At 53.9% G+C, this 24,442-nt stretch carries 22 protein-coding genes and 2 pseudogenes; 11 read left to right on the top strand and 13 right to left on the bottom strand.

The window, feature by feature from the left end; translation table 11 throughout:
- The first annotated feature begins 161 nt into the window (after positions 1-161).
- Both AAEZ06_RS21650 and AAEZ06_RS21645 read left to right on the top strand, forming a co-directional pair.
- Positions 162-554, top strand: coding sequence for a GFA family protein (locus AAEZ06_RS21650; protein WP_149414524.1), 393 nt, complete (start codon positions 162-164; stop codon positions 552-554).
- Positions 555-1,300: 746 nt separating this feature from the next.
- The gene (locus AAEZ06_RS21645; RefSeq protein WP_350616132.1) at positions 1,301-1,891 is read left to right on the top strand and encodes a hypothetical protein; all 591 of its coding nucleotides are present in this window, start codon (positions 1,301-1,303) and stop codon (positions 1,889-1,891) included.
- Between the two features lie 517 nt (positions 1,892-2,408).
- On the opposite strand, the gene AAEZ06_RS21640 is transcribed toward AAEZ06_RS21645, so the two are convergent.
- From AAEZ06_RS21640 to AAEZ06_RS21630, 3 genes are all read right to left on the bottom strand, one after another.
- Positions 2,409-2,657, bottom strand: coding sequence for a hypothetical protein (locus AAEZ06_RS21640; protein WP_350616130.1), 249 nt, complete (start codon positions 2,655-2,657; stop codon positions 2,409-2,411).
- 132 nt (positions 2,658-2,789) lie between these two features.
- Positions 2,790-2,990, bottom strand: a complete 201-nt coding sequence (locus AAEZ06_RS21635; RefSeq protein ID WP_350616128.1) for a hypothetical protein — start codon at positions 2,988-2,990, stop codon at positions 2,790-2,792.
- Positions 2,991-3,357: 367 nt separating this feature from the next.
- Positions 3,358-4,224 carry a LysR substrate-binding domain-containing protein gene (locus AAEZ06_RS21630; RefSeq protein WP_149414537.1) on the bottom strand — a complete coding sequence of 289 codons (867 nt, stop codon included), beginning with the start codon at positions 4,222-4,224 and terminating at the stop codon, positions 3,358-3,360.
- 136 nt (positions 4,225-4,360) lie between these two features.
- Here AAEZ06_RS21630 and AAEZ06_RS21625 point away from each other — a divergent pair, with 136 nt between their 5' ends.
- The 5 genes and pseudogenes from AAEZ06_RS21625 to AAEZ06_RS21605 all read left to right on the top strand — a co-directional run bounded on the left by AAEZ06_RS21625 (position 4,361) and on the right by AAEZ06_RS21605 (position 9,476).
- Entirely contained in the window at positions 4,361-5,413 is a 1,053-nt protein-coding gene (locus AAEZ06_RS21625; RefSeq protein WP_350616126.1) for an agmatine deiminase family protein, read from the top strand.
- 123 nt (positions 5,414-5,536) lie between these two features.
- A pseudogene (locus tag AAEZ06_RS21620) lies at positions 5,537-6,307 on the top strand (agmatine deiminase family protein); the annotation flags it as partial.
- Between the two features lie 216 nt (positions 6,308-6,523).
- Entirely contained in the window at positions 6,524-6,958 is a 435-nt protein-coding gene (locus tag AAEZ06_RS21615; RefSeq protein WP_256666347.1) for a hypothetical protein, read from the top strand.
- Positions 6,955-8,442 carry an ATPase domain-containing protein gene (locus tag AAEZ06_RS21610; protein WP_350616123.1) on the top strand — a complete coding sequence of 496 codons (1,488 nt, stop codon included), beginning with the start codon at positions 6,955-6,957 and terminating at the stop codon, positions 8,440-8,442. The genes AAEZ06_RS21615 and AAEZ06_RS21610 overlap by 4 nt, the downstream gene beginning before the upstream one ends.
- Positions 8,439-9,476, top strand: coding sequence for a sensor histidine kinase (locus AAEZ06_RS21605; protein ID WP_350616121.1), 1,038 nt, complete (start codon positions 8,439-8,441; stop codon positions 9,474-9,476). Before AAEZ06_RS21610 ends, AAEZ06_RS21605 begins: the two co-directional genes overlap by 4 nt.
- Positions 9,477-9,520: 44 nt before the next feature.
- Here AAEZ06_RS21605 and AAEZ06_RS21600 read toward each other — a convergent pair whose 3' ends face one another.
- The 5 genes from AAEZ06_RS21600 to napE are packed head-to-tail and all read right to left on the bottom strand — an operon-like array spanning position 9,521 to position 13,578.
- Positions 9,521-10,117 carry a cytochrome c3 family protein gene (locus AAEZ06_RS21600; RefSeq protein ID WP_133103418.1) on the bottom strand — a complete coding sequence of 199 codons (597 nt, stop codon included), beginning with the start codon at positions 10,115-10,117 and terminating at the stop codon, positions 9,521-9,523.
- 9 nt (positions 10,118-10,126) lie between these two features.
- Positions 10,127-10,612, bottom strand: coding sequence for a nitrate reductase cytochrome c-type subunit (locus AAEZ06_RS21595; protein WP_350616119.1), 486 nt, complete (start codon positions 10,610-10,612; stop codon positions 10,127-10,129).
- Positions 10,613-10,623: 11 nt separating this feature from the next.
- Positions 10,624-13,128 carry a nitrate reductase catalytic subunit NapA gene (napA, locus tag AAEZ06_RS21590; RefSeq protein WP_350616117.1) on the bottom strand — a complete coding sequence of 835 codons (2,505 nt, stop codon included), beginning with the start codon at positions 13,126-13,128 and terminating at the stop codon, positions 10,624-10,626.
- Positions 13,125-13,385, bottom strand: coding sequence for a chaperone NapD (locus tag AAEZ06_RS21585; protein WP_133103415.1), 261 nt, complete (start codon positions 13,383-13,385; stop codon positions 13,125-13,127). Before AAEZ06_RS21585 ends, napA begins: the two co-directional genes overlap by 4 nt.
- A 34-nt stretch (positions 13,386-13,419) precedes the next feature.
- Positions 13,420-13,578, bottom strand: coding sequence for a periplasmic nitrate reductase, NapE protein (gene napE / locus AAEZ06_RS21580; protein ID WP_133103414.1), 159 nt, complete (start codon positions 13,576-13,578; stop codon positions 13,420-13,422).
- A 216-nt stretch (positions 13,579-13,794) separates the two neighbouring features.
- On the opposite strand from napE, the gene AAEZ06_RS21575 reads away from it, so the two are divergent.
- From AAEZ06_RS21575 to AAEZ06_RS21560, 4 genes are all read left to right on the top strand, one after another.
- On the top strand, positions 13,795-14,817 hold the full coding sequence (locus AAEZ06_RS21575; RefSeq protein WP_350616114.1) for a helix-turn-helix transcriptional regulator: 1,023 nt from the start codon (positions 13,795-13,797) through the stop codon (positions 14,815-14,817).
- 203 nt (positions 14,818-15,020) lie between these two features.
- Complete coding sequence (locus AAEZ06_RS21570; protein ID WP_350616112.1) at positions 15,021-16,763, top strand: amidohydrolase; 1,743 nt, start codon at positions 15,021-15,023, stop codon at positions 16,761-16,763.
- A 103-nt stretch (positions 16,764-16,866) separates the two neighbouring features.
- On the top strand, positions 16,867-17,643 hold the full coding sequence (locus AAEZ06_RS21565; protein WP_350616110.1) for a TorF family putative porin: 777 nt from the start codon (positions 16,867-16,869) through the stop codon (positions 17,641-17,643).
- Positions 17,644-17,684: 41 nt separating this feature from the next.
- Positions 17,685-19,100 carry a purine-cytosine permease family protein gene (locus AAEZ06_RS21560; RefSeq protein WP_149414546.1) on the top strand — a complete coding sequence of 472 codons (1,416 nt, stop codon included), beginning with the start codon at positions 17,685-17,687 and terminating at the stop codon, positions 19,098-19,100.
- Between the two features lie 451 nt (positions 19,101-19,551).
- Here the strand turns inward: AAEZ06_RS21560 and AAEZ06_RS21555 are convergent, their stop codons facing one another.
- The 5 genes and pseudogenes from AAEZ06_RS21555 to AAEZ06_RS21535 form a co-directional block, all read right to left on the bottom strand.
- Positions 19,552-20,748: a hypothetical protein gene (locus tag AAEZ06_RS21555; protein ID WP_350616108.1), complete on the bottom strand. Its 1,197-nt coding sequence runs from the start codon at positions 20,746-20,748 to the stop codon at positions 19,552-19,554.
- A gap of 110 nt (positions 20,749-20,858) precedes the next feature.
- Positions 20,859-21,992: a m7GpppX diphosphatase gene (locus AAEZ06_RS21550; protein WP_350616106.1), complete on the bottom strand. Its 1,134-nt coding sequence runs from the start codon at positions 21,990-21,992 to the stop codon at positions 20,859-20,861.
- 75 nt (positions 21,993-22,067) lie between these two features.
- Positions 22,068-22,892 carry an IQM protein middle domain-containing protein gene (locus tag AAEZ06_RS21545; RefSeq protein WP_350616104.1) on the bottom strand — a complete coding sequence of 275 codons (825 nt, stop codon included), beginning with the start codon at positions 22,890-22,892 and terminating at the stop codon, positions 22,068-22,070.
- A gap of 13 nt (positions 22,893-22,905) precedes the next feature.
- Complete coding sequence (locus AAEZ06_RS21540) at positions 22,906-23,385, bottom strand: InvB/SpaK family type III secretion system chaperone (RefSeq protein ID WP_149414550.1); 480 nt, start codon at positions 23,383-23,385, stop codon at positions 22,906-22,908.
- A gap of 247 nt (positions 23,386-23,632) precedes the next feature.
- Positions 23,633-24,286 (bottom strand): annotated as a pseudogene (locus tag AAEZ06_RS21535) (IS3 family transposase); the annotation flags it as partial.
- Between the last annotated feature and the right edge of the window lie 156 nt (positions 24,287-24,442).

The raw sequence follows: 24,442 nt of genomic DNA, 5'->3' as shown, positions 1-24,442 counted from the left end.
ATAGTGTTGATAAGTATTCTCATTAGTGTGGCAGATTGTTTCGGCTCAAAAAAGACTCTGCGCACAGATACTTAACAAAGTTTTCACATTTGCCGGGAGCGGTGGCCTGTTGTCGCAGAGGGGTAACTGCGTATTGACCTTGATTTCAGAGGAGAAGCAGCATGGATCGATTCACGGGTGGTTGCCTGTGCGGCAATGTTCGAATTGAGGCGGCGGGACGGCCATATCGAGTCGGCCTTTGTCACTGTCTCGACTGTCGCAAACATCATGGCGCGCTTTTTCATGCGTCTGCGGTGTTCCCTCAGGATGCTGTGACGATAGACGGCGAAACACGTGATTACGCCGGACGGTTTTTCTGTCCACGCTGTGGCTCACCAGTTTTTGGCCGCACCGGCGACGAAATCGAAGTGAACCTGGGCTCCCTGGATGCCCCGGACCAACTGGTACCAACCTACGAAAGCTGGATTGTTCGTCGCGAGTCCTGGTTGCCGCCGTTTGCACTGACGAGACGATACGATCGCGATCGTGACGCCACGGGGCGCGTTGAGGAGTAGGTCGTTGCTCAAGATCGGTCTTGCGGTAGCCATCAATGAATTGCTCAAGCGTCGCAGCGCTGCTCAGGAGCCCACGGAGCCGGTTTTTCTTACCTTGCCGTGCGGGTTACCGATTGACGTCAGGATGATACGAACCGCCATGACCACGCCTACGAGAACGGCAGCAAGACCTGACGCTTCCCAAGGCGTTGGCACGGGCCCACCAAAAATGACACCTGCGGCAATACAGGCGCTGTAACGTCGGCTTTCGACCCTTAGCTGACGTTCGCGGATGTCAGCAATCGGCTGTGGATTCAACCGATCAAAGCAACAGATTGGCTATATCTTTCAGCGGGTGTTTCGTCGTTGAGTGTTTCCCTAGTACGGCTATTTAGCTGACAACCTGATCACCGTTTGGGTTGAGGTGGTCGGCCGCTATGCGGACGGCCAGGTCGAGACAGAGACCAAGATTCAGCTCGGGCGCTACACCGTGTTGCGCTTGACCCGGTTCTACACACCCTGGCAGTAACCGGAAAAACTTTGCACCTAACTGGAATAGCTTTTCCGGGGCGTGGCCAAGTCGGCGCCCTTGTGCGAATTGCCCGTTTTTCAAGGTGAGCGTCATCTAGCTGAAACCGGATCGCCAGAAAGGGATAGTCTTGGGTCTACTGGAGCAGGACCACGGCACGTTCCAATACCACAAGCCGGTTCATTTCCCCAGAGGTGGCGACACCTTGGTTAAATCACCTTCAAATTAGAGTTTTGAAATGCCTATTCTTATCAAGAGCGTGTTGCGGTCTGCTTTGATCGCAACAGCCCTGCTGCAAGTTTCCGGCTGTGCGTCTAATGGCTTCTTAGTGCCGCAAAAGGATTTCATTGTTAACAATTCACGCCTGTCTGTGGATGATGTATTCGACGTCCTAAAGTTCAGTGGCGCAACATGCAGGATAAACAAACAAGATGGGCATGGCTTTGGCGATGGCAAAATTACTAACATTTCCGAGTCCTGTATTGCAGCGAAATACCCAACTTGTAGCCATTGGTATGACCAAAACCTAGACATTGCCTGCGTGATGGCTATTGCCAAACCCGCGTATGACGAAGATTTGACGGCAAAAGCCAGCATGAAGCGGGCTGATGCTTTCGCGCAGCAGAAGGCCGACCAGGCGAACAAAGAACGTGCGCGTCAGTTGCAGGTTCAATATGAGCAATCACCTCAAGGCATTGCTGACAAAGAACGCACTGTTTCTGAGGGAAACGAAACAAGAGCGATGTGCAACAAGGTCGTTGACAAGTATGCAAAAATTAATATGTTCGAAGTAATGAGTCGCAACGAATACAGAAAGATTAGTGAATAAAAATACAGTTGCATGGCTGTTTTTAAACAAGGATACAAGGCGTATCCAATAGTTGTGACGTATGACGCTCAGTCAGATCAGTATGTGGGAAACTCCCTGTAGATTTTCACTATCTCAATAGCCACCTATCCGGGGGTGGCCATGTCGGAAAAGTACGCCCCTGGCAGGCCTCTCACCTGGTGCCTACTACCACCTTTGAGCGATATCGCGCACGCACAGCTGCGCCCGCATTGGAGGTTTGAACATCGCCCAAACGATCATCTTGGCACCGGGCAACACTGCAGCCCTATCGACGGACGTGCTTGTTGAAGCTGGAAAGGTAGCGACCATCGGCGTTTACAGTGGGCTGGAGGACGCTATCTATTTTCCATAGTCTGTCCTGCGACTGCTTTTGGCCGATTTATGCCTGTCTTGACGGGCAGAAATCGACCCGTAGCTGCCTCTCGCGAAAAATCGCATCGTATGTACATTTGGGAATGTAGCTAAGCCCGAATAATTCCGTTGGAAGCGTTTCTTGTTACCAAAAAACGGCGATACACATCCCCGTAGCAAATGCGACAGAAATAGGGAACGTGTTCACGTCAAAGATACCGTGCAGCGGATACCATGCTAAGCATCCAGCAACAGCTAACAGGGCGATCCAGCCCCGATTACGGCGTAAGGTTTCTTCCCAGCGTCGAGGTAATTGAATGATGCTCCGGGCTAGCCATACCGCCACTATTCCTGAAATCATTACCACAGTTAAAAATATCAAAAAAGTGAGCACGATACGCCTCTTTAGGGGGGCGAGCCCGATCGTATATAAAAACGCAGAAAAAAGGGACGGATTTATTATTTTAAAGAGGCGGGTTTATTTTCCGCCCCTTTAAAATAATAAATCCGTCCCCTTTGTTGCTAATTAATTTTGAACCCCTTTAATTTTTTCCAACCGCATAGCATTGCCCTGCCCGACTTGCGTAACGCTCTCAGTCTCGATGGTCTGCACAACGCGACCAGTCTCGTCCTTGGTAACTTGAATGGACTTGGTGTAAGTCCCTTGCACGCAACCGCTCATTGGCAGCACGAGTGCGCATAAGACCAATCCAAAAATACGATTCATCAAAATTCCTTGTTTAATCCTAAGTTGTTTGTCTCGCGGAAGATTTCCATCGTCCAGCGTTACGAACCGACAGTACCCTATCCAGCTGAAAACATCGTCCATTAGTTATTCGTAGCAAGGCAAAAAACGAGCCGCTGTCGCTAAGAGACTGCCGACTACTCGGGTAAGCGCATGGACGATACCTGGTGCGCGACAGTGGAGGTGGATTGAGCCGAATCGCTGACATCTATCATTCATGAAAGTCCGCTCCTGGCCGATTGCTGCCTGTCCCAAGGGGCTGTGATCGACCCTTGGCCGCCCGTCATACATAGGTACATCAACCTGCCCTCTATACAAGCAAAGGGACAAAAGCCCCGGCCCAGAATGACTACGTTGTATGACTTGCGGCTTCTAGGTTACTCAGCAACCACTTGCTGAAGCTTTGCGCATTGCTCTCACTGTCACGATGGGTCAGCAAGGCCCAGTTCGGGCCGCGAATGGTTTGCTCCACCAAGGGTTGCAACAATCCGTTGGCGCGCGCCTGGCGACTCAGTAATTGGCTGACCAGGGCGATACCGAGTCCTGCGCACGCGGCGTCCAGCAGCAGGCCGGGATCGGAGAAGTTCAGCCCCTGATCCTTCTGACCCACATCGATGCCTGCCTCCACCGCCCAGTGATTCCAGTCCATTTCACGCTCGCCGTGAAGGGTTGTGCGCTGTTCGCGTGGTAGCGCCAACAGGTTCGGGTGACAAGCCGGGTAGAGGCGGTCTGCGTGCAGCACCTTGAAGCTGCATTCGGCTTGGGAACTGATGTCATCGCGCACAGCAATGTCGATGGTCTGGCTGGCCATGTCCGGGACTTCATCGGTACTGAAAATCCAGAGATCGACTTGAGGATGCTGACGGCGAAAATCCCCCAGGCGCGGCAGTAGCCAGTGACGGGCGAACGCCGGGGTGGTGTTGAGGACCAGTTGGTTGGGTTTCTGATATTGCCCAAGGCGGCGAATGCCAACGGCCAGTTGCTGTAGCAGCGCCTGGGTGGTGCTGAGCATGTCGTGACCCGCATCGGTCAGGCTGACGCTGCGCCCACTGCGAAAGAACAAGGGTTGTTCAAGGTACGCCTCAAGGCCGCGGATCTGCTGACTGATGGCCGACTGGGTGAGGTGCAACTCGGCGGCGGCCTTGTGGAAACTGCCCAGCCGGGCGGCGGCTTCAAAGCCGCGAAGGGTGCCGAGCGGTGGCCAGTGTTTGAGCATATTGATAAGTTCTCCTAATCATTTTTCTGCAAAATCCATCGTTTGTCCCCCTGTATTTACAGTCGTAGCATACATGCCAAGACCGCCAAGGCAGTTTTCATTGAACACAATTACTTAACTTAAAGAGCTTTTTATCATGCCGCAGAATGAAATTCAAAACAGTGGTTGGTGGATGCCGGCAGAGTGGGTCAGGCACGCCGCGACCTGGATGGTTTGGCCACATAACAAGGCTCTTTGGGAGTCGGGTTGGGGCGTGACATTGGCGCTGGTGCAAGAGGACTTCGCTCGCGTGGCCAACGCCATTGCCCGTTTCGAACCGGTGAAAATGGTTGTCGACCCCTCTGCTGTCGCGAGTGCCAAAGTGTTATGTGGACCCAACATCGAACTGATCGAGTTGGCAGTGAACGACAGTTGGTGCCGTGACTCCGGCCCGAGCTTCGTCTGCCACCCGCAACAAGGCTTGGCCGGTGTGAGTTGGCGTTTCAATGCGTGGGGCGGCAAGTCGGCGCATGACTTGGATGAAAGCCTGGCGCGCCGTGCACTCAACCACCTGGGCGTACAGTGCTTTGGCACACCCTTGAGTAACGAAGGCGGCGCCATTCATGTCGACGGCGAGGGCACGCTGATCACCACCGAGTCGGTACTGCTCAACCCCAATCGCAACCCGGGCATGAACAAGGCTGAGATGGAGGAAATCTTTACGCGTCTTCTGGGCGTGAAGAAAACAATCTGGCTGCCGGGCGATCCGGACTATGTGACTGGCGATATGACTGATGGCCATGTCGATGGCGTGTGTGCGTTCGCGCGCCCTGGGGTTTTGCTGGTGGACGCCACCCACGACAGGAGTTCGGTGTATGCCGAAGTTGTCCGGGAAAACCGTCGCGCGCTTGAACTGGCCACTGATTCCCTGGGCCGACATTTTGACCTGATCGAGTTGTATGAAGCCTCCGAGGCCGTGGACACCGACGCTGAAGTGTTCTGTGCCTCCTACACCAACTTCTATATTGCCAACGACGCCATCATCATGCCGGCCTATGGCATTGATGCCGACCAGGCGGCTGCCAAAGTTTTGGGTCAGGCCTTTCCGGGCCGTGAGGTGGTGCCGGTGCGGATCAATCATCTGGCGCATGGCGGCGGCGGTGTGCATTGCATCACCCAGCAACAGCCTGCATGGCTATTGGAGGGTTGATGCCGATTGCCACCGCGAAATGGATGCAGGCCGATGTCCAGACTTCGCAAACCATGTAATAGCAACAAACATTCAGGGAACAACACATGTCGACTCGTCGCGAGTTCATTAAGCAGGTCTCGATGGATGTGCGATATCGGGGCCAACTTTGTCATCGATGGGGAAGGCGGGCTCAGCGCCGTGGATTTCAACTTCAACGGCTGGGGCAACAAACAGCAGCATAGCGAGGATGCGCAGTTGGCCGCTTTGGTTGCCAGCACCGTGGATGCCCGTTATCTGCGTAGCGAGTTGGTGGGCGAGGACGGTGGTATCGAAGTCGATGGTCACGGAACCGGGATCATGACCGAAAGCAGCTGGATCAATACCAATCGCAACCCCGACTGGAGCAAGGCCGAAGTCGAGCAAGAGCTGAACGCGCGCCTGGGCTTGCGCAAAATAATTTGGCTACCTGGCATTAAAGGCAAGGACATCACTGATGCCCACGTCGATTTCTACGCCCGGTTCGTCAAGCCAGGCGTTGTGATCGCCAACCTCGACAACGACCCCGAGTCATACGACCACAGAGTGACGCTGGCCCACCTGGATATTCTCAAAAATGCCACGGATGCCGATGGCCGCAAGCTACAGGTGCATACCGTGTCGCCACCGCTCAATCCGCGCAAGAGCACGTTCAGCAACAACAACCCGGACTTTGCGGCTGGCTACATCAATTATTTTGTAATCAATGGGGCGGTCATTGCGCCCGAGTTTGGTGACAGGGCGGCAGATACAAGAGCCTTTGATCTGTTGTCTGAACTCTACCCGGACCGTGATGTGGTGCAGCTCAACATCGACGCAGTCTCGGCCGGTGGTGGCGGTATCCACTGTGTGACCAGCCACCAACCGTTGGTTTAGCCTGTTTCAAGGTTTCTTCCTCTGGAAACGCAAGTGCCAGAAGCGAACAAAGCATGCAAGGTGCCTTGTTACCCAAAGCAGACAATTAGACTGCCTTGCAAACATGGCCATTACGCCAGCATTCACGGGTATGTTTGCAATGCAGCGTCAGACTGCGTCTCGGTAACTCGCTATAGGGTGTACCATCGAACTCTGTCCATCAGATATTAGGCAGTCATGCCCACGCTAAGCGAAGAGAGCCGCCAGATCGTAGCTTCTCTGGCGCACCGTGTTGGACCCAGCGCTGATATTGCAAGAATCGCCGATGCGATCGTTTCGATATTGCAGGATATGGACGCAGCACTTGCGCCCATCATCGGCCAGCCAGGGGTTGTCGCGCTGTATCGCCGCAGCTTCCATCTGTGCGCCTCTACCCATCCCCGACTGGCCCGCACTTACGACAGTGCGCAGGCCGTGCTGGACCTGATTGCCCTTAAATCCGTACTGGTCAAGCAAAGCGAAGTCGATGCACTGTTTTTCGGTGAAGTGCTGCTGACGACGTTTTACGAGTTACTGACCTCGCTGATTGGGCCATCTCTCACTGCCCGTTTGCTTCGTGGCGTGTGGGAACTCTCTTTGAGCGACACCCCTTCGCAGGAAAAAACGCCATGAGCACCAAAGTGACTATCAACCGCCTGGCCACCGGCGTGCCAGGATTGGACGAGGTGCTGGGCGGAGGATTGCCGGAGTTTTCGTTCAACCTGATCGCCGGCCCCCCTGGCTGCGGCAAGACCACCCTGGCGCATCAGATGATGTTTGCCCTTGCGACGCCTGAACGCCCCGCGCTGTTCTTTACCGTACTCGGCGAGCCGCCGCTGAAGATGCTGCGTTATCAGCAGCAATTCGACTTTTTTGACAGCGAAGCGATCAACCAATCTATTCGCTATATCAACCTGGCCGACGATACCCTGGCTGGGAATCTGGACGAGGTATTGCGGCGCATCGTCAGCGAGGTGGAGGTTCACTCTCCGTCGCTGGTGTTTGTCGATTCGTTCCGCTCGGTGGTGCTGGCCAGCCAGACTCAGGACAACCCCAACAACAACCTGCCGCAGTTCGTTCAGCAACTGGGTATGTTGATGACCTCCTGGCAGGCGACGACTTTCTTGATTGGTGAGTATTTCACCGAAACCGATACGAACCCGATTTTTACCGTGGCCGACGGCCTGATCTGGCTGCGTCAGAGCGTTGAGCGCAACTCGATGGTGCGTAAGATGGAAATCATGAAGATGCGTGGCCAGCCGACATTGCCAGGCCTGCACACCTTTCGCATTGCAACTTCCGGGATCAAGGTTTTTGCACCCGCAGTACTCAGCCCGGCTGAAACGCGGCTGAAGTTCCCGATCAGTCGCCTGAGCGTGGGTGTGCCGAAGGTTGACGAGATGCTCGGCGGTGGCTTGCCTAGAGGTTATTCGTTGCTGGTGGCCGGGCCGTCGGGCTCGGGCAAAAGTATTCTGGCGGCGACCTTCCTGGCTGAAGGCGCGCGCAATGGCGAAACCGGTGTGATCGCGGTATTCGAACAACGCCCCAACCACTCGCAAAACGCCACGCTGGCCAATTTGATCAAGAGCGGCAAGGTAGGCTTGGTGGATAGCCGGGCACCAGACTTATCCATTGACGAAATCGTTCACTTGCTGATCAGCGAGATCACCCGACTGAAAGCTACTCGTGTGGTGATCGACTCGTTGTCGGGCTTTGAACTGGCGTTGGCGCCAACTTTCCGTGAAGACTTCCGTGAGTCGCTGTCGCGCATGGTCACCGCGTTGACCCGTGTCGGGGTCAGCGTGTTGATGACCTCGGAGCTGGAAGACCGCTACACCGACCTGCGTTTCAGTCCTTACGGCACGGCGTTTCTCACCGACGCGATCATCGTTCAGCGCTATATTGAAGTACAGAGCCGTTTGTTGCGGATCATGGCCGTGGTCAAGGTGCGCGCCAGCGCCCACTCCGATGAGTTGCGCCAGTATCACATCGACGATAATGGCCTACAGGTCGGCGAAATGCTGCCGGATCAGGAGGGCTTGCTCGGTGGTCGACCAACAACAGGGAGTTTAGGTGTGGTATGCACAGGAGATAAAATATTTGAGCATAACGCATGAGTAAAATCGACGACAAGAATGAGCGTGAGGTGGCCAGTGCCGCTCACGAACTCTTCCTGCTGGGCCAGAAAACTGTTGAAGCGCGCGCCATATTAGCCGCACTGCAAAAGCAGTTAAGCGACGCCAGCAGCCGGTTGGTGGATACCCAGCAGGTCGAGCAAGTGATCGAGGCCAATCAGCAGTTGGTGTTGGCGATGCTCCTGGCGCAATCAGACGCTGTAACACCCCCTCACGTGGAGGAGCAGCGTTTGTACCAGGAACTGCGCGAGGCAAACGCGCAACTGGTCCTCGCTGCGCTCAGCGCTCAAGACCTTCAGGCTACCGCCGAGCTCGCACTGAGCCAGCAGAAAAGCATACTTGCGATGGTGGCCCATGAGCTGCGAAACCCACTAACACCCATCAGCATGATTGCAGAACGTATGGTACGACTGCCTAGCGATCAGCTGCCGCGGATGCGTGAGTTGATCGAGAGCCAGGTACAGCATATTTCACAGCTGGTCGATGATCTGCTCGATGTCTCCCGCGCCAGCACTGGCAAGCTGCGAATCAATCGCTGCGATGTCGACATGATGAAAATTCTGAGTGGCGCTATTGATGCGTGCGGCCCTGTGATGGTTGCGCAAAAGCAGCATTTCGACGCCCATCTTCCCGATGGTGTCTTGATGGTGAGTGGTGACCCAGGACGCCTGGCTCAGATTCTCCAAAACCTTCTGGCCAATGCGGCCAAATACACGCCAGCCAACGGCAGAATCAAGCTGTCTGTAACCGTAGAAACCGACGTTTTGAGGATAAGTATTTCCGACAATGGAATCGGCGTTACGGCTAAAGCACTCCCTTTTATTTTTGACCCTTATGTTCAAGACGCACACGCCATAGGTTTCAACGGGGCCGGCTTGGGCATTGGGTTGACCGTAGTTCGGGAGCTGGTCGAAGCTCACGGTGGCACTGTGACCGGCATGAGCGAGGGGGACGGTAAAGGAAGCGAGTTTGTGGTGACGCTACCGCTTCTGATCGAATACGCCGGGCGGACCTAACCGGCGTCGTCCACTCTTGGCCAGGTCAGCCGCGCAGACAGGCGTTACCAGCCTTTCACTCCGCTCATATCCGGCAGCTTGTGAGCGATGCCCTTGTGGCAGTCGATGCAGGTGGCCTCACCGCTGGCCAGAGACGTCGAGTGCATGGCCGCGGCGCGCTTGCTCTGGCGGGTGAAGTCCATGAAGTCGAAGTTGTGGCAGTTGCGGCACTCGCGAGAGTCGTTGGCCTTGAGCCTGGCCCACTCATGTTCGGCCAGTTCGCGACGCAGGGTAAGAAATTTATCGCGCGTATCAATGGTGCCGAAAATTTTGCCCCACACCTCCTTCGAAGCCTGCATCTTGCGCGCAATTTTATGGGGCCATTCGTGGGGGACGTGGCAGTCTGGGCAACTGGCGCGCACGCCGGAACGGTTGGTGTAGTGAATCGTGTCTTTCAACTCGACGAATACGTTGTCCCGCATCTCATGACAGGAGATGCAGAATTTCTCGGTATTGCTCAGCTCAAGCGCGGTGTTGAATCCGCCCCAGAAAATAATCCCGGCAACAAAACCCCCAAGCGTTAGAAAGCCCAGGCTGTAGTAGATGCTCGGACGACACAAGATGCCCCAGTAATCCTTAAGCAGGGCGAACAGTGCTTTCATGTTGCCTCCTCAGGGTTTCTGCGCAGCGTTGGCATCGTCCTGCAGTATTTTGTCGATGGTCTCGAAGTTGTTGCCCACCAGGGGTTGCACGTCTTTTTGCGTCACATGGCATTGGTTACAGAAGTACCGACGCGGTGAAACCGCTGCCAGCGCCTGGCCGTCGCGGTCCATGTAGTGGGTGATGCTGATCATCGTCGCCTGGCTCCGCGCGCTGTTGGCACGGCTGTGACAGGAAAGGCATTTGTTGCCGTTCTTGTCGATCTGATAACCGCGAATGCTGTGGGGGATGGTGGGAGGCTGGTCGGGGTAGTTGCGTTCGCGCTTCAGGTCCTTGTTTTCATCGTTGGCAATGGGCGGGGCCGGCATGCTTTGAGTCAAGGTGCCGCCGGGTCGACGCCCATCCGGCCCGGACGCATCGAGGGGGTAGTCGATTTCTGCAGCGATCACCACGCCAATCGCGGCGAGCAGGAGCAACGGCAGGATTCGAAAAGGCATGACGGTTCTCCTCAGGCCACGCTGATCAACTCAATTCGTATCGCGCATTTTTTGTAGTCGGTCTGCTTGGATATCGGGTCGGTGGCATCGAGCGTGACCTTGTTGATCAACTTGTTGGCATCGAAAAACGGCACGAATACCAGCCCTTGAGGGGGTTTGTTACGCCCGCGAGTTTCGATGCGTGCACGGATTTCACCGCGCCGGCTGATCAATTTCACTTCACTGCCGCGCCGTGCCTTCAATGCCTTGGCATCTTCGGGGTGCATGTAGACCAGCGCGTCCGGCACCGCTTTGTGCAGTTCTTCGACGCGTTGGGTCATGGTGCCGGTGTGCCAGTGTTCGAGGACGCGCCCGGTGCTTAGCCAGAACGGATAGTCGGCATCCGGGGCTTCGGCTGGCGGCTCGTAGGGGAGGGCGAAGATGATCGCCTTCTTGTCGGGGTAGCCGTAGAACTGCACCTCGCTGCCTTTCTCCACATAGGGGTCCAGCCCCTCGCGGTAACGCCAGCGGGTTTCCTTGCCGTCGACCACCGGCCAGCGCAGACCTCGTTCGCTGTGGTAGCGATCGAATGTGGCAAGGTCATGACCGTGGCCGCGACCGAACTGGGCGTACTCTTCGAACAAGCCTTTTTGCAGGTAGAAGCCAAAGGCCTCGGCTTCATCGTTTTTGTATCCGGCTTCCATTTGCTCGACCGGGAACTGGTCGACCTGGCCATTCTTGTACAGCACCTCGAACAGGGTCTTGCCCTTGTGCTCAGGCGTCTTGGCCAGTAACTCGGCGGGCCAGGTTTCATCGGTGGTGAAACGCTTGGAAAACTCCAGCAATTGCCACAGGTCCGATTTGGCGTCTCCCGGCGCGGTCACCAACTGATGCCAGAATTGCGTACGCCGCTCGGCGTTGCCAAAGGCGCCTTCCTTTTCCACCCACATGGCGCTAGGCAGGATCAGGTCGGCGGCTTGAGCAGAAACGGTGGGGTAGACATCGGAGACAATCACGAAGTTATCCGGGTTGCGCCAACCCGGCAGGACCTCCTGCATGATGTTGGCCCCAGCGTGCATATTGTTACTGGCCAGGGTCCAGTAAACGTTGAGCACGCCGTCCTTGAGCATGCGGCTCTGTTCTACCGCGTGAAAACCAGGCTTCTCCTGAATGGTGCCAGCGGGCAGCTTCCAGATTTTTTCGGCGATGGCGCGGTGCTTGGGGTTGGTCACGACCATGTCGGCGGGCAACCGGTGGGAGAACGTCCCGACTTCGCGCGCCGTTCCACAGGCCGACGGCTGTCCGGTCAACGAAAAAGGGCTGTTGCCCGGCTCGCTGATCTTGCCCGTGAGCAGGTGGATGTTGTAGATCAGGTTGTTGGCCCAGACGCCACGGGTGTGCTGGTTGAACCCCATGGTCCAGAACGACACGATCTTGCGCTTGGGGTCGGCATACAGCTCGGCCAGGGCCTTGAGCCGTTCAGCCGGAACTCCGGTTTCCCTGGCGGTTCGCTCCAGGGTGTAAGGCTTGACGAAGGCGGCATATTGTTCGAAGGAAATATCAGTCCAGGTGTTGGCCTTGCCGGCATTTTTTGCCTTCATTTCCCGCGGATCGTCAGGGCGCAGGCCGTAGCCGATGTCGTCAGCGCCTTTGGCGAACCGGGTGTGTTTAGTGATGAAGTCCTGGTTCACCGCGCCGCTTTCAATGATGTGATTGGCGATGTAGTTGAGGATCATCAGGTCGGTTTGCGGCTTGAACACCATGGGGATGTCGGCCAGCTCGAAACTGCGGTGCTCGAAGGTGGACAGCAACGCCACTTTCACGTGAGGCTGGCTCAGGCGCCGGTCGGTGACCCTGCTCCAGAGCACCGGGTGCATCTCGGCCATGTTCGAGCCCCAGAGCACGAAGGCATCGGTGGCTTCGATGTCGTCGTAGCACCCCATCGGCTCATCCATGCCAAAGGTTCGCATGAAGCCCATCGCCGCCGAGGCCATGCAGTGGCGAGCGTTGGGGTCGATGTTGTTGCTGCGAAAACCGCCCTTCATCAGCTTGTTGGCGGCATAGCCTTCCCACACGGTCCATTGCCCCGAGCCGAACATGCCTACCGATTCGGGGCCTTTGCTCTTCAAGGCTTCCTTGAATTTCGTTTCCATAATGTCGAAGGCCTTCTCCCAGCTAATCGCCTGGAATTCGCCCTGCTTGTCGTACTGGCCATTCGTCATGCGTAAAAGCGGTTGGGTCAGGCGATCGACGCCATACATGATCTTTGAAAGAAAATAGCCCTTCACGCAGTTCAGCCCGCGATTGACCTCTGCCTTGACGTCGCCATGGGTGGCGACCACCAGGTTATCCCTGGTCGCGACCATCACGCTGCAACCGGTGCCGCAGAAACGGCACGGCGCCTTGTTCCAGTCCAGGGTGACCATGTCCGCTTCAGTCACCAGGTTACTGGCGGTGGTAAAAAACGGCAGGCCGGCAGCGGCGGCTGCAATGGCGGCGGCCTGGGCCTTGGTGAACTCGCGGCGCGTCATACTCATTCGATATCTCCTGCGGGGTCGAGGAGTTCGTGATAGATCAACGCGGCGTTGAGTACGCCCGGCATGCTATTGATCTGTTCGATGCGTTGCAGTATCTGGTTTTCGTGTGTGGCCTCAAGTACCACCACCAGTTTTCCGGCAGCACTTTCCTGATGCAACTCCAGGCCGTCCAACAGGCGCAGGTTTGCTTTAACCGCGTCAAAATATTCAGGCCGGGCAAGTACTACCAGGCTGGCGATATGCAGGGCTTCGTCCATGCGCTGGCTCCAGGAGATTTCAGGAGAAGGGCTGTCAGCTGGGTGGCCCGTAGAGCATTTGGGAAAACCAGATGATAAAACCGTAACTGCCGACGATAGCGACTGACAGCAACGGAAAGAGGCAGGCGACAAGAAAGACGAACAGCCGGGTCTCCTTGCGGCGCTCAGATTTTCGTTCTTTATCCAGTGACATGGAGTGATCTCCAGCCGAACTTGCATTGATACTAGATCACGAGATTTTGTAGAGGTCCCTGTCATGATCTTTCTCGACCGACGGTTAACCTTCATGCCCCGGTGCGAACCACGTAAAGGCTATGTACGAGTGGGATCATGTTCGGGCTGGACGCGATTGCTCTGCCTATGGCAAGGTCGAAAAATAACAGGGCATATAACAGCTGAGACCAGAACGATGTTGGGAGGTGATGAGTCCGGAGCAAGGACGTCGATGGGAACGCTGAAAGCATTCAATCTTTGCGTACTCCAGCTTGCTCGTCTCGCTCGAGAGCGTGGCGGGTCTCATTTCATTGCAGACGGCCTGCAGGTATTTCGCCAACTGGTGCCCTTCGTTTCAGCGTGGTGGGGCGAGATGTCTGTGTCAGATGCCAGTATTCCCCCAAAAAGCTGGATGCATGGGCGTATTGATCTGCCCGAGTCGTTTGCCAGCGAATGGCACAAGGTGGCGAGCAGTGACAGCTTCTCCCATGACACGTTGACTCAACCAGGTGAGGTCGTGCGCGCAAGTGAGTACACCGACCCCTGCGAGGAGGTGAACGAGTTTGCACGGCGCCACGATCTTTACCACTTGATGTGCATCACCTTCGAGTTGCCCGAAAGCGGCTTGATGTTCTTCGTCTGTCTCTATCGTGGCATGCATGCACCGGCGTTCAATGACAGCGAAGCTGATTTGTTTTCGGCCTTTTGCGACCATCTTTTGCAATTGTGGCGATTCCAGGTGAAAGACATGATTCGGTTCGACACCGACAACGGGGTGACAGACTTCGGTGTCGCACGTATGGACGGCAGTCTGCTGTACGTGGGGGCAAGGCTGTGCGCAGCAATCCAGCGCGAGTTGCCCGGGTGGAATGGCTCAGTCCTTCCCGCAGAGGTGATCGCGCAACTGCAAAAGGCGCCCTGCGTGATACGCCTGGGCCGCTCTGCACTGACACTGTGCCCTAACGCAGAGCATGTGATCCTGTCACTCGAAGTGCAGTCGCGCGGCGCGGTGCTTGCACCGCGCGAGAGAACGGTAGCCCTGCTGTTCGCCGCCGGCCATTCCTACAAGGAAATTGCCAAAATCCTTGTGCTGAGTCCTGCGACAGTGCGCACCTATCTGCGCAACTGCTACTTGCAACTCGGCGTCAAGAGCAAGGTGGAGCTCGGTTCGGCCCTGCGATCGCCGACCCCACCTGCGGATGCTACGCGCCGCGATTAATTGCGGCGGCCTGGGCCTCCAACTAATTGCCTCACCCTCCTCATTTGCAGAGGTCCATACGACTCCTGCGCTCTATATGGTGTGCCTTGCATATTGAGGGGTTGTACGGCACAGGCTCATACCCGTGTGAGTCGTAATCGGCGATGCGTAGCGAGGACTCACTCATCTCGTCGCTAGCCCAATAAAAACAATAAGGGGTTTCGATGCAACGATTTATTCCAAGCGTGTTGGCTGCTGCACTGGCCTATTCCTCGCTGCAAGCCATGGCCGCTGCCGATCTGGTACTCACCAATGGCAAGATCTTTACCGGTGTCCCCGGTCAAGGCCTGGTTCAAGCCGTTGCGGTGGAAAACGGCAAAATTCTTGAAGTTGGCACCGATGCACAGATCAACGCACTCGCTGATGCACAAACTCAACGGATCGATCTTGCCGGCAAGGTCTTGATGCCGGGCATGATTGACACCCACAGCCACCCGGTGGTGGCGGCCTTCGACGGTCTGGGGGCCACACTGCTGGATGAGGAAAAACCGTTGCCCGAGCTTGAGCAATGGATCATCGAACAGGATAAAGCCGGTAACGCACGCGCCGGGGACGTCATTGTTATTGCCGGCACCAGCTCGGCCTATTGGGATAAAAGCCGTGACCTGGGCAAGATTTTCAACCAGGGCCGCTGGGCCGACCAGCCGCTGGTGCTGAGCGGTATTGACGGTCACACCGGCTGGGCCAACAACGCCATGCTCAAGCGGGTAAAAATCGACGCTGCCAGGGTCAAAGGCCTGCCAGAAAACGAGCGTGCCTATGTGGGCCATGAAAAAGACTTTACCCCCACCGGTTATTTTGCCGAGTCTGTCTGGGACCAGGTACGCAGCCAGATTCCAGCGCCAACCAAAGCAACCATGATGAAGGCCGCCCGCGAAGCGGTGAAAGTCAATAATGGTTATGGCGTCACCGCCTGGATGGATGCCGCGTCGAACGCTGGCGGTTCCGACTCGCTGTTCGACTTCACCGCAACGGAGCAGAGTTACGGCGTACTGCCGTTCTACCGTGAACTGGCAGAGAGCGGCGAACTCAGCGCCCACGTCGCCGCCTTGATGCTGACCAACTCCAAGAGCAAGCCGGCTGACCTGGAAGTCCTGGCCAAGGTGGTGAAAAAATTCGAGGGCGTGCCCAATCTGACGTTCCCCGGTATCAAGATATTTGGCGACGGCGTTCTGGAGTTTCCAGGACAGACCGCAGCCGTCATCGTCCCTTACAAGAACAGCAATAAAAACGGGCAGTTGTTGATCGAACCGGAGCATTTTGGCGAACTGGTGGTCGCGGCTGAAAAGCGCGACTGGATCGTGCACGTGCACGCGGTCGGCGACCGTGCCGTACGTGAAGCACTCAACGGCTTTGAATACGCGCGCAAGCTAAATCCTGTGCCAATGGCCCATAGCATCAGCCACCTGCAACTGGTCAATCCAAAAGAGTTCCCGCGCTTCAAGGAGCTCGGCGTCATCGCCTCCATGCAACTGCTGTGGGCCACCAGCGAGAGTTATACCGAAGCGCTGGTAAAGCCTTATATCAGCGCGTTTGCCTACGGCTACCAATACCCCGCCAGGTCGCTGCATGACGCGGGCGCAATCATCGCGGGCGCCAGTGACTGGCCGGTGTCGAGCCCCAACCCATGGAACGCCATTGCTCAGGCCAGCACTCGCAAAGGTCCATTGGGCGTGCTGAATGCCAAGGAAAGCATTGATCGCCAGAGCATGTTCTATGCCTACACCATCAACGCGGCCAAAACCCTGCGTCTGGATAAGCAGATTGGTTCCTTGGAGCCCGGCAAACAGGCTGATCTGATCGTCCTCGATCGGGATGTGTTCAACGTCAGTGACGATGATCTGTACGAAACCAAGGTCCTGAAAACCTTCTTCGCCGGCAAGCAGGTCTACGCCCCCGACGCCTGACCCCTTACGCCAAGCAACCTGCCTGACGCCGCTCTCTGCGCGGCGCTGGGCACTGCTGTGCCTGAAATACCCCACAAAACTCCATAACAATAAGAGAAACCCCATGAAAGCACTTTCCATCTTCATGCTGGCCGGTCTCGCCCTGACGCCACTGATAAGCGCCCAGGCCCTGGAGCTCAATGACAACTTCGAGCTCATCATCACGCCAGCGCTGACCACTGACTATCGCGTCAGCGGACTCTCGCAAACCCTGGGCGACCCTGCCGCGCAACTGGCGGTAACCCTTAGCCACTCCAGCGGTTTGTACGCTGGCATCTGGACCTCGAATGTCAACTTTGGCTACGGCTCGAAAGCGCGCCAGGAGATCGATTATTTCGCAGGCTACTTCTGGCAGATCAACGACAACATCAGCCTGGACACCTTCTACACTCAGTACGAATTTCCCCGTGAAAGCGGATACAACCAGAGCGACATCCGGACCCTCCTTGATGTGTACGGCGTCCTGCTCGGCGGCAAATACGTCAAGAACATGAAAGGCCCTGACTACGAAGATGAGGAAGGCAACTTCCACAAGGGCAAAAAAGATGAAGACCTATCTTCGATACTGATTGGCTACCGCACCGTACTGCCCTCCGAGTTTGGCCTGGAAGCACGCTATGAATACGTCGACTATAAGGACGACGTATTTTTCAAGGAGAACGGCAAAAGTCGCGCCAACTACTACAACTGGGAAATCAAACTCAGCCGTGAGTTTGTCGGCGTGAACTGGGCGCTGAGCTATATCGACACCGATCTCTCAAAAGAAGAGTGCTTGAGCTTTACCGGCTTCGACGACACCTGTAACGCTACCGTCGTGGCCAGCGCCAGCAAGACCTTCTAACAACAAAAACACCCGTCTGCCCCTTAAAGGAAAGCACCGTTATGACCAAGGCCTGCGATAGTCAGCAGCGAAGTTCGCTGATCGAGACCCGTTCGATCGATTACATTCCCGAGGCCGAGCGCCACGGCAGTCTGTACAGCCAGTTCACCCTGTGGCTCGGCGCCAACCTGCAGATCACGGCGATCGTCACCGGCGCCCTGGCCGTAGTACTGGGCGGCGATGTGTTCTGGTCACTTATCGGCTTGCTGATTGGCCAGCTGTTTGGCGGTGCGGTGGTTGCTTTGCACGCCGCACAAGGGCCCAAGCTTGGACTGCCGCAGATGATCTCCAGTCGCGTGCAGTTTGGCGTCTATGGTGCGGCGATCCCGATTGTGCTGGTGTGCCTGATGTATCTCGGCTTCAGCGCCACCGGTGCGGTCCTGTCGGGGCAGGCCATTGCTCAGTTGATCGATGTCAGCGATAGCACCGGCATCCTGATGTTCTCTGCCGGCATCGCGTTTCTGACCATCTTCGGTTACCGGGTCATCCACCTGGTGGGGAAGGTGGCCAGCGTGCTGGGCATTATTGCCTTCGCCTATCTGTTTACCCGGTTGATAACGCTCAACGATATCGGCCTGTTGCTGGAGAACCGCCACTTCGGCTGGAGTTCCTTCCTGCTGGCGGTGTCGCTCTCCGCGTCCTGGCAGATCGCCTTTGGCCCCTATGTAGCCGACTACTCACGCTACCTGCCGAGCAAGACCTCGTCCTGGAAGACCTTCACCGCCGTCGGCCTTGGCACGGTCGTGGGCGCCCAGGCGTCCATGGTGTTGGGGGTGTTCGCTGCGGCGTTGGCGGGTGCGAATTTCCGCGGTCATGAAGTGGCCACCATCGTCGGCCTGGGCAGTACCGGCGTGATGGCCTCCTTGCTGTATTTGAGCATCATCTTCGGCAAGGTCACGGTGTCGACCCTCAATGCCTACGGCAGCTTTATGTGCATTGCCACCATCCTTAGTGGCTTCAGGAGTCGCCTTGAAATCACCGCCAGACAGCGCATGGTGTTTGTGCTGGTGATTGTCGCGGCGTCCACCACCTTCGCCCTGTTGGGCCAGGACTCGTTCCTTAACACCTTCAAGTACTTCATCCTGTTCCTGCTGACCTTCTTCACGCCCTGGAGCGCGATCAACCTGGTGGATTACTACTTCATCAACAAGGGCCGTTATGACATCAAGGCATTATCCGACCCACAAGGTCGCTACGGTCGCTGGAATGTATTGGGGATCAGCGTGTATGCCGCCGGCGTATTGATTCAACTGCCCTTCGTCGACAGCCACTTCTACTCCGGGCCGATGGTCGCGCAGCTCGGCGGTGTGGATATTTCCTGGATTGTGGGGTTAGTGGTGCCTGGTGTTCTCTATTACCTGCTGGCCAGGACATCAGTCCAAGCCGTGTCGCCCAAACTCGTAAAGCAGCCTGAATGAAGCACAGGTTGTAAAGCTCACTCGCTGAGGCCAAGGCAAGTGGTGTTACTCGATTATCGGGCAGCGTCATCGCGGCGGGAGGTTTTCCTGGGCGCTTAGTGGATATTTTAACTAGCATTCCTGCTGAGACCGTTTGAATGATTGCTTTTGGCCGATTGCTGCCTGTTGTGAAGGGCTACTTTCGGTCAGAAGCGGGCACTCACGGGCGGCATTTGTTGTTCGCGCTGTCGAACCTGTGGATGGCACGCCGATACTTGTTGGCGTGCGCAGTAAATGGCTGCTGCGAAGCGCTTTTCTGTGGCCCGGAGGGCTGAAAAATGAAGAGGTTGGATCAAGTTTCGACATGCGTCTTTTTTTGAAAATTGCTGGCGGCTCGATAGCCAGAAAATATCCGGCTACTTCAGAACATCCTTAGCCGCCTGAATTTCAGTGGGTAAGGGAGCCTGCGACCTTACCTTATTGATTCACCAACGCCGATAGGGAGCTTAAGTTCGCTATAATCGGCAGGCATTGGCGTTTTACTTTCAGGCATGCCTTTAATCTTGTGTAACATATCTTTGGTTGGCAATATAAATTGCCCATCGTTTCGGGACAATATCAATTTATCGATACTTTCACCCTGTTTTAAATGCTGAATGACCTCGTCAATGCCAAATGCGCGCGACTCATTTAAGGGATGATCCCCTTTGTTTACCCAAATATGCAGATGCAAGGTAGCAGTTGAAGGTGCTACCGGGAAATGGAAAAATAAATTAACCTTGTCTTTTTCAGCAGATACCCCGTAGATATCAACTAAATGCTGAAAGCTATCCAGCTTTAGTTTTTCCAGCATCCCGACATCACCCTGCTCTAAATCCAATATAGAAGTTAATGATTTCGCGCCTGATGTTAACTCAGCGCGATGTTGATTTAGCTCTTCCTTCTGGTTAGTCGGTGTTTTTCCTATTGAAAGATCACCATTAATTTCCTGGATTAAATCATGTGGCACTGTAGGGTGAACGGCCCAGGCCGTCAGCTGGATGCCTTCTGACCTAGTAGCCAAATCCGTGATTTGTCCAGCGGTGTAGGTTTGCGACATGTAGGGAATATTCGGGTAAATTAGAAACCCATTACCCGTTCCCAATGGGGCAGAGTAATGGAAGATATTAGGATTTTCTTTATACACCTCATTATATACCTTGTCGCCTGGTTCTCGACTGTTACCGCGTAGCAGTTCAACCAAAAATTGGGTGGCATTTGTATTTTTGTATGTTTCCTGGAGTTGTGCCAGGTTTGTTGTTGTCAGTGTTACCTGAGCCAGGTCGTTAGTTTGATATTTTTGCAAACCTTTTGGGTTTAGCCATCTAAAACTGCCATAGTCGTCTTCAGATTGTTTGGATATATAGACGCCATGGGTCAAGTCGGCGGTACCTGATTTGTTTTGTTTGATCAATACATGATATTTGTCTTGATTTAGCTGGCTCAGGGTTTTCCGATTATCATCTATACCATAAACATCCAATGTTCTGCGGATCGCAGAGCTTTCGTGTTGCTTCAGGTTGACCTGAGAGTTACGTACTGCCTGTACATCCAGGGTCTGATGGCGTGAGTGACCCGAGTCAGCGGGCATAGTCGCAGCAGAACGCTGTAATGCCTGAATTGAAATCATTAGTTATCTCCTGTAATTGTCATACTGCAAGTTTCAGGTACGTTGGCTGCGCTCAGTAGCTAAGGCCTGCCTGATCGTACTGCAACGTGCAAAAGAACGGGCATAATCGATTACAAGGGCAGGTTTAGAATATTGTCGTGCACACCTTTAAATGGAATGCCGCTAATATTCTTAATGGAATCCGAGGTAGGTAAAAAATAGGATCCTTCATTTCGGTTAAGGACAAGATCGCTGATCTCTTTTCCAGACTTAAGTTGCGCAATAATCGTATCGAGATCGAAAGACCTAGGCTCATTTAGCGGATGATCGCCTTTGTTAACCCAAGTGTGCAAGTGGAGCGTGGCGGTTTTTTCTGCGACGGGAAAATGAAAGAACATTCTGGTATTATCATGTTCATCTACAGCATAGACATTTCGAAGATGTTGCAATGTCCCTTGCCGCAATTTTTCGAGCTGCGGAAGATGTTCTTGTTTTAAACTTAAAATGCTGGTCAAGGAGTCAATCTGTGTTTTTTTATCGATCGTCTTTTGTGGTGTCTGCTGGCTTGCTTCAAGCCTTTCGGAGCCAGATTGATGATGTCGCGCCTCCAGAAACGAGGACTGTATCCCCGGATGAATCGCGTAGGTACACAAAATGATGCCATGTTTGCTATTTTTGAGTGTCTCGGGAGCATTGACATAGGTATCTAACACTTTTGCATCACAGTACGGTGTATTGGGGCTAATGAGATAGCCATGCTGCGTGTGATCGATCGGCGAGATAAACTGAGCCAGACTCGCATTCCGGCGATAAAGATGAGTATCCAGACAGGCTTCTGCATTGAGTGTCCTAATGAGAAAATCCGGTAAGGGAGTCTCCGAGTAGGTATCGCTGAGCTGTGTTAGCTGATCTTTATTCGTAAAGGTGATAACAGCGACATCTTTGGTTTGATATTTCATCAGGCCCTTTGGATTTAACCAGTTAAAGTTTCCATAGTCATCTTCGCCCTGTTTAGATACATAGGCGCCGTGGGTTAAATCAGGGGTGCCTGAGCGGTCTTTTTTAACCAATACATGATACTTCTCCTGATTTAGCTGGCTTAACCTTCTCCGATTATCATCTATACCATAGGCGTCCAGCGTTCTGCGCATCGGCGAGTTTTGAGTGTTGTGCACTGCCTGTACCTTTAGGGTCTGATTGCGCTGATGACTTTGCTCAGTCGGTATAATAGAGGTAGAACGATGCAATGCATGGATTTGGGTCATTGCCTATATCCTTGATAAATATAGTTGAGTTGATTGGATTTGTATTATTAGGTGCCTTCTTGGTAAATAGCAGAGTTAGCGAGAATACTGCCTCACTAGTGCTTTTATATCATTCTGCGCGATATGCTTGGCGTGGATATCGAGTTCGTTGATATTGACGCCTTGTGCCGCCAATCGAGCTAAAAGATGTTCGAGTTGAGGTCGCTGCGGTATATAGTGGCCGGAATCCAGATAAAATGATTTCGCTTTTCCTTGCTCAATGAGTATCATACCCGCTGATAAAACCGGCTTGCCTTCTGTCGTCGAAGTATGTTGCCATTTCCCTTTTTCATACGGGTGAACAAAGATATTTCCGTCGCGATGGATAACGATAGCAGCGTGGCCCTCCATCCCGGCCTTGCTTGGTAGATGTGTCGTATTCAATAATTTATTCCCGGTTTTCCATTCACCTTGTGAAATAGTTACCCAATAGTCAGTGGCCTGGTCTGGGGACAGATAATTGATATAGCCGACATCCAGAGATAGAGGGTGCTTAGGTTTATTCTTGAGCGTATTGATTTCAACATCGGGATATTGATCAATCCATTGGAATAGCCCAGTCTTGTTATTAACGTCTTCCAACCATGCACTTAATGCACCGGACTGTGCATCAAGGCCGTTCAGCGAAATACGATCGCGATGCTTTGGATCTTTAATTTCCAGCCAGTACTTTTGGCTAGCACCTGCTTCCCCATAATTTTTTCTTGGCATCATTTCTATTATGAATTGTGCGGTCTCTTTGAAACGCATCATGCTTGGGGAATTTTTTATAGTTTTAACCGGTAGTGATGGTGGTTTATCCTGCTGTTCTGCTTGGTGTACGCTGACCTGAGCGATGTGATTGACTTTAATTTCCAGCATTAAATATCTTCTTTCATCGGTGGTTAGATATTATCTTCAGTGCGCTATGGAAGTTATAGATGACTTGGCTGAGTTTGTTTTCAACTAATGCAAGCGGATTAACTAACGCTTTTAATTCGAAGCCATCATTGCATTTACCTAGCGTTAAGTGGCCCGTTTCAATGTGCTCCATTGCGGTTGTAATGACGGGTATGATGCTCTTGGAATTGTCTATTAATAGCTCTTCGCTAATCGGGATAAATGACCAAATGAAGAGGCGATCGTCGACCAGTGAAATATTAATAGATCGCTCTTCATTCATATCAATAGCTATGGTTGAGTGTGAGTCAAAATCGTGCAATAAGCGGTCTGGAACTCCCAGTTCGGTCAGTGCATCGCGAACCAACAAACTAAGTTCATGATGAATATTTTGAGAGAATGATAATGGGTTGTAGGTCATGAACTTCAACGACCTGCCCAAGGAGTGGGTTTGACGATCAATTTTTCTGTTCATGGTATTACCTTTAAGAAAAAATATGCCATATATTTTGACCCGATAAGCATGAGAGGTCTTACGGAAATTGTTTTTTTCTATTGAAATCGGTACAAAGGTTGGCCTTCCGTAACTTAGGTGATCCTGTTTGCAATAGTGTGCTGTTCTCGAAATAATTTACCCATTAGCCTGCAAGGCCATTGCCTCTCGGGCTCGCTGTATCTTGTTCAAGATATCCTCTCCCTTTGCATTCTAGATGTAGTGGCCAACTAACCCCGGACACGATGTTGAGTTTTTCCTCGGCCCACGCTGGCGCCAGCCCGCCGTTGAACTGATGCGGTCGAATCCAGTTGTACCGATGCATAAAAAAATGGCTTATGTCGCGCTGTGCTTCCTGCGTAGCTCTATAACCTAAGGTCGGTATCCATTCAGTTTTCAAACTCCGGAATACCCGCTCCATCGGCGCATTGTCCCAGCAATTTCCCCGGCGACTCATGCTCTGACGTATGCGGTATCGTCACAACCGCTGGCGAAATAACCGGCTTGCATATTGCGATCCTTGATCCGAGTGGAACAGCAGATCCGAAGGTCTGCCACGCTGCTCGTAGGCCATATGCAGGGCCCGGATCACGAGTTAGGCGTCCGGTTTTTCCGACAGCGCCCAACCCACTATCCGGCGCGTACAAAGATCCAGGACGACGGCCAAGTAATGCCACCTTCCTTGCACCCAAATGTAGGTAATGTCTCCACACCAGACTTGATTGGAAGCCGGCACATCAAACTCTCGGTTCAAGGTGTTTGGGATATCGAGTCTTTCTACTGTCGCTCGTTTATAGGTATGTGAGCCGGGTTGTTTACTGACTAAATCAAGCTCACGCATCAAACTGCGCACTTTGAATCGACCGAGTTGCTCACCGTCTTCAGTCCGTTCGACAGCTCGGCAACCGATTGCCGAGTGGCATGGAAAATAGCTTGGCCATCTCCTGGTTGTGCAGTTCGGAGGGTAAACTCCTATTTCATGTCCACTACTCTTTTTTGTTTGGATTTATGGTGCCCTCGAATCTTGTCCGAGTATCCG

Source organism: Pseudomonas sp. HY7a-MNA-CIBAN-0227 (assembly GCF_040310325.1).
Taxonomy (GTDB): Bacteria; Pseudomonadota; Gammaproteobacteria; order Pseudomonadales; family Pseudomonadaceae; genus Aquipseudomonas.
The sequence above is the reverse complement of the archived record's forward strand: the minus strand, read 5'-3'. Positions and strand labels throughout refer to the sequence as shown.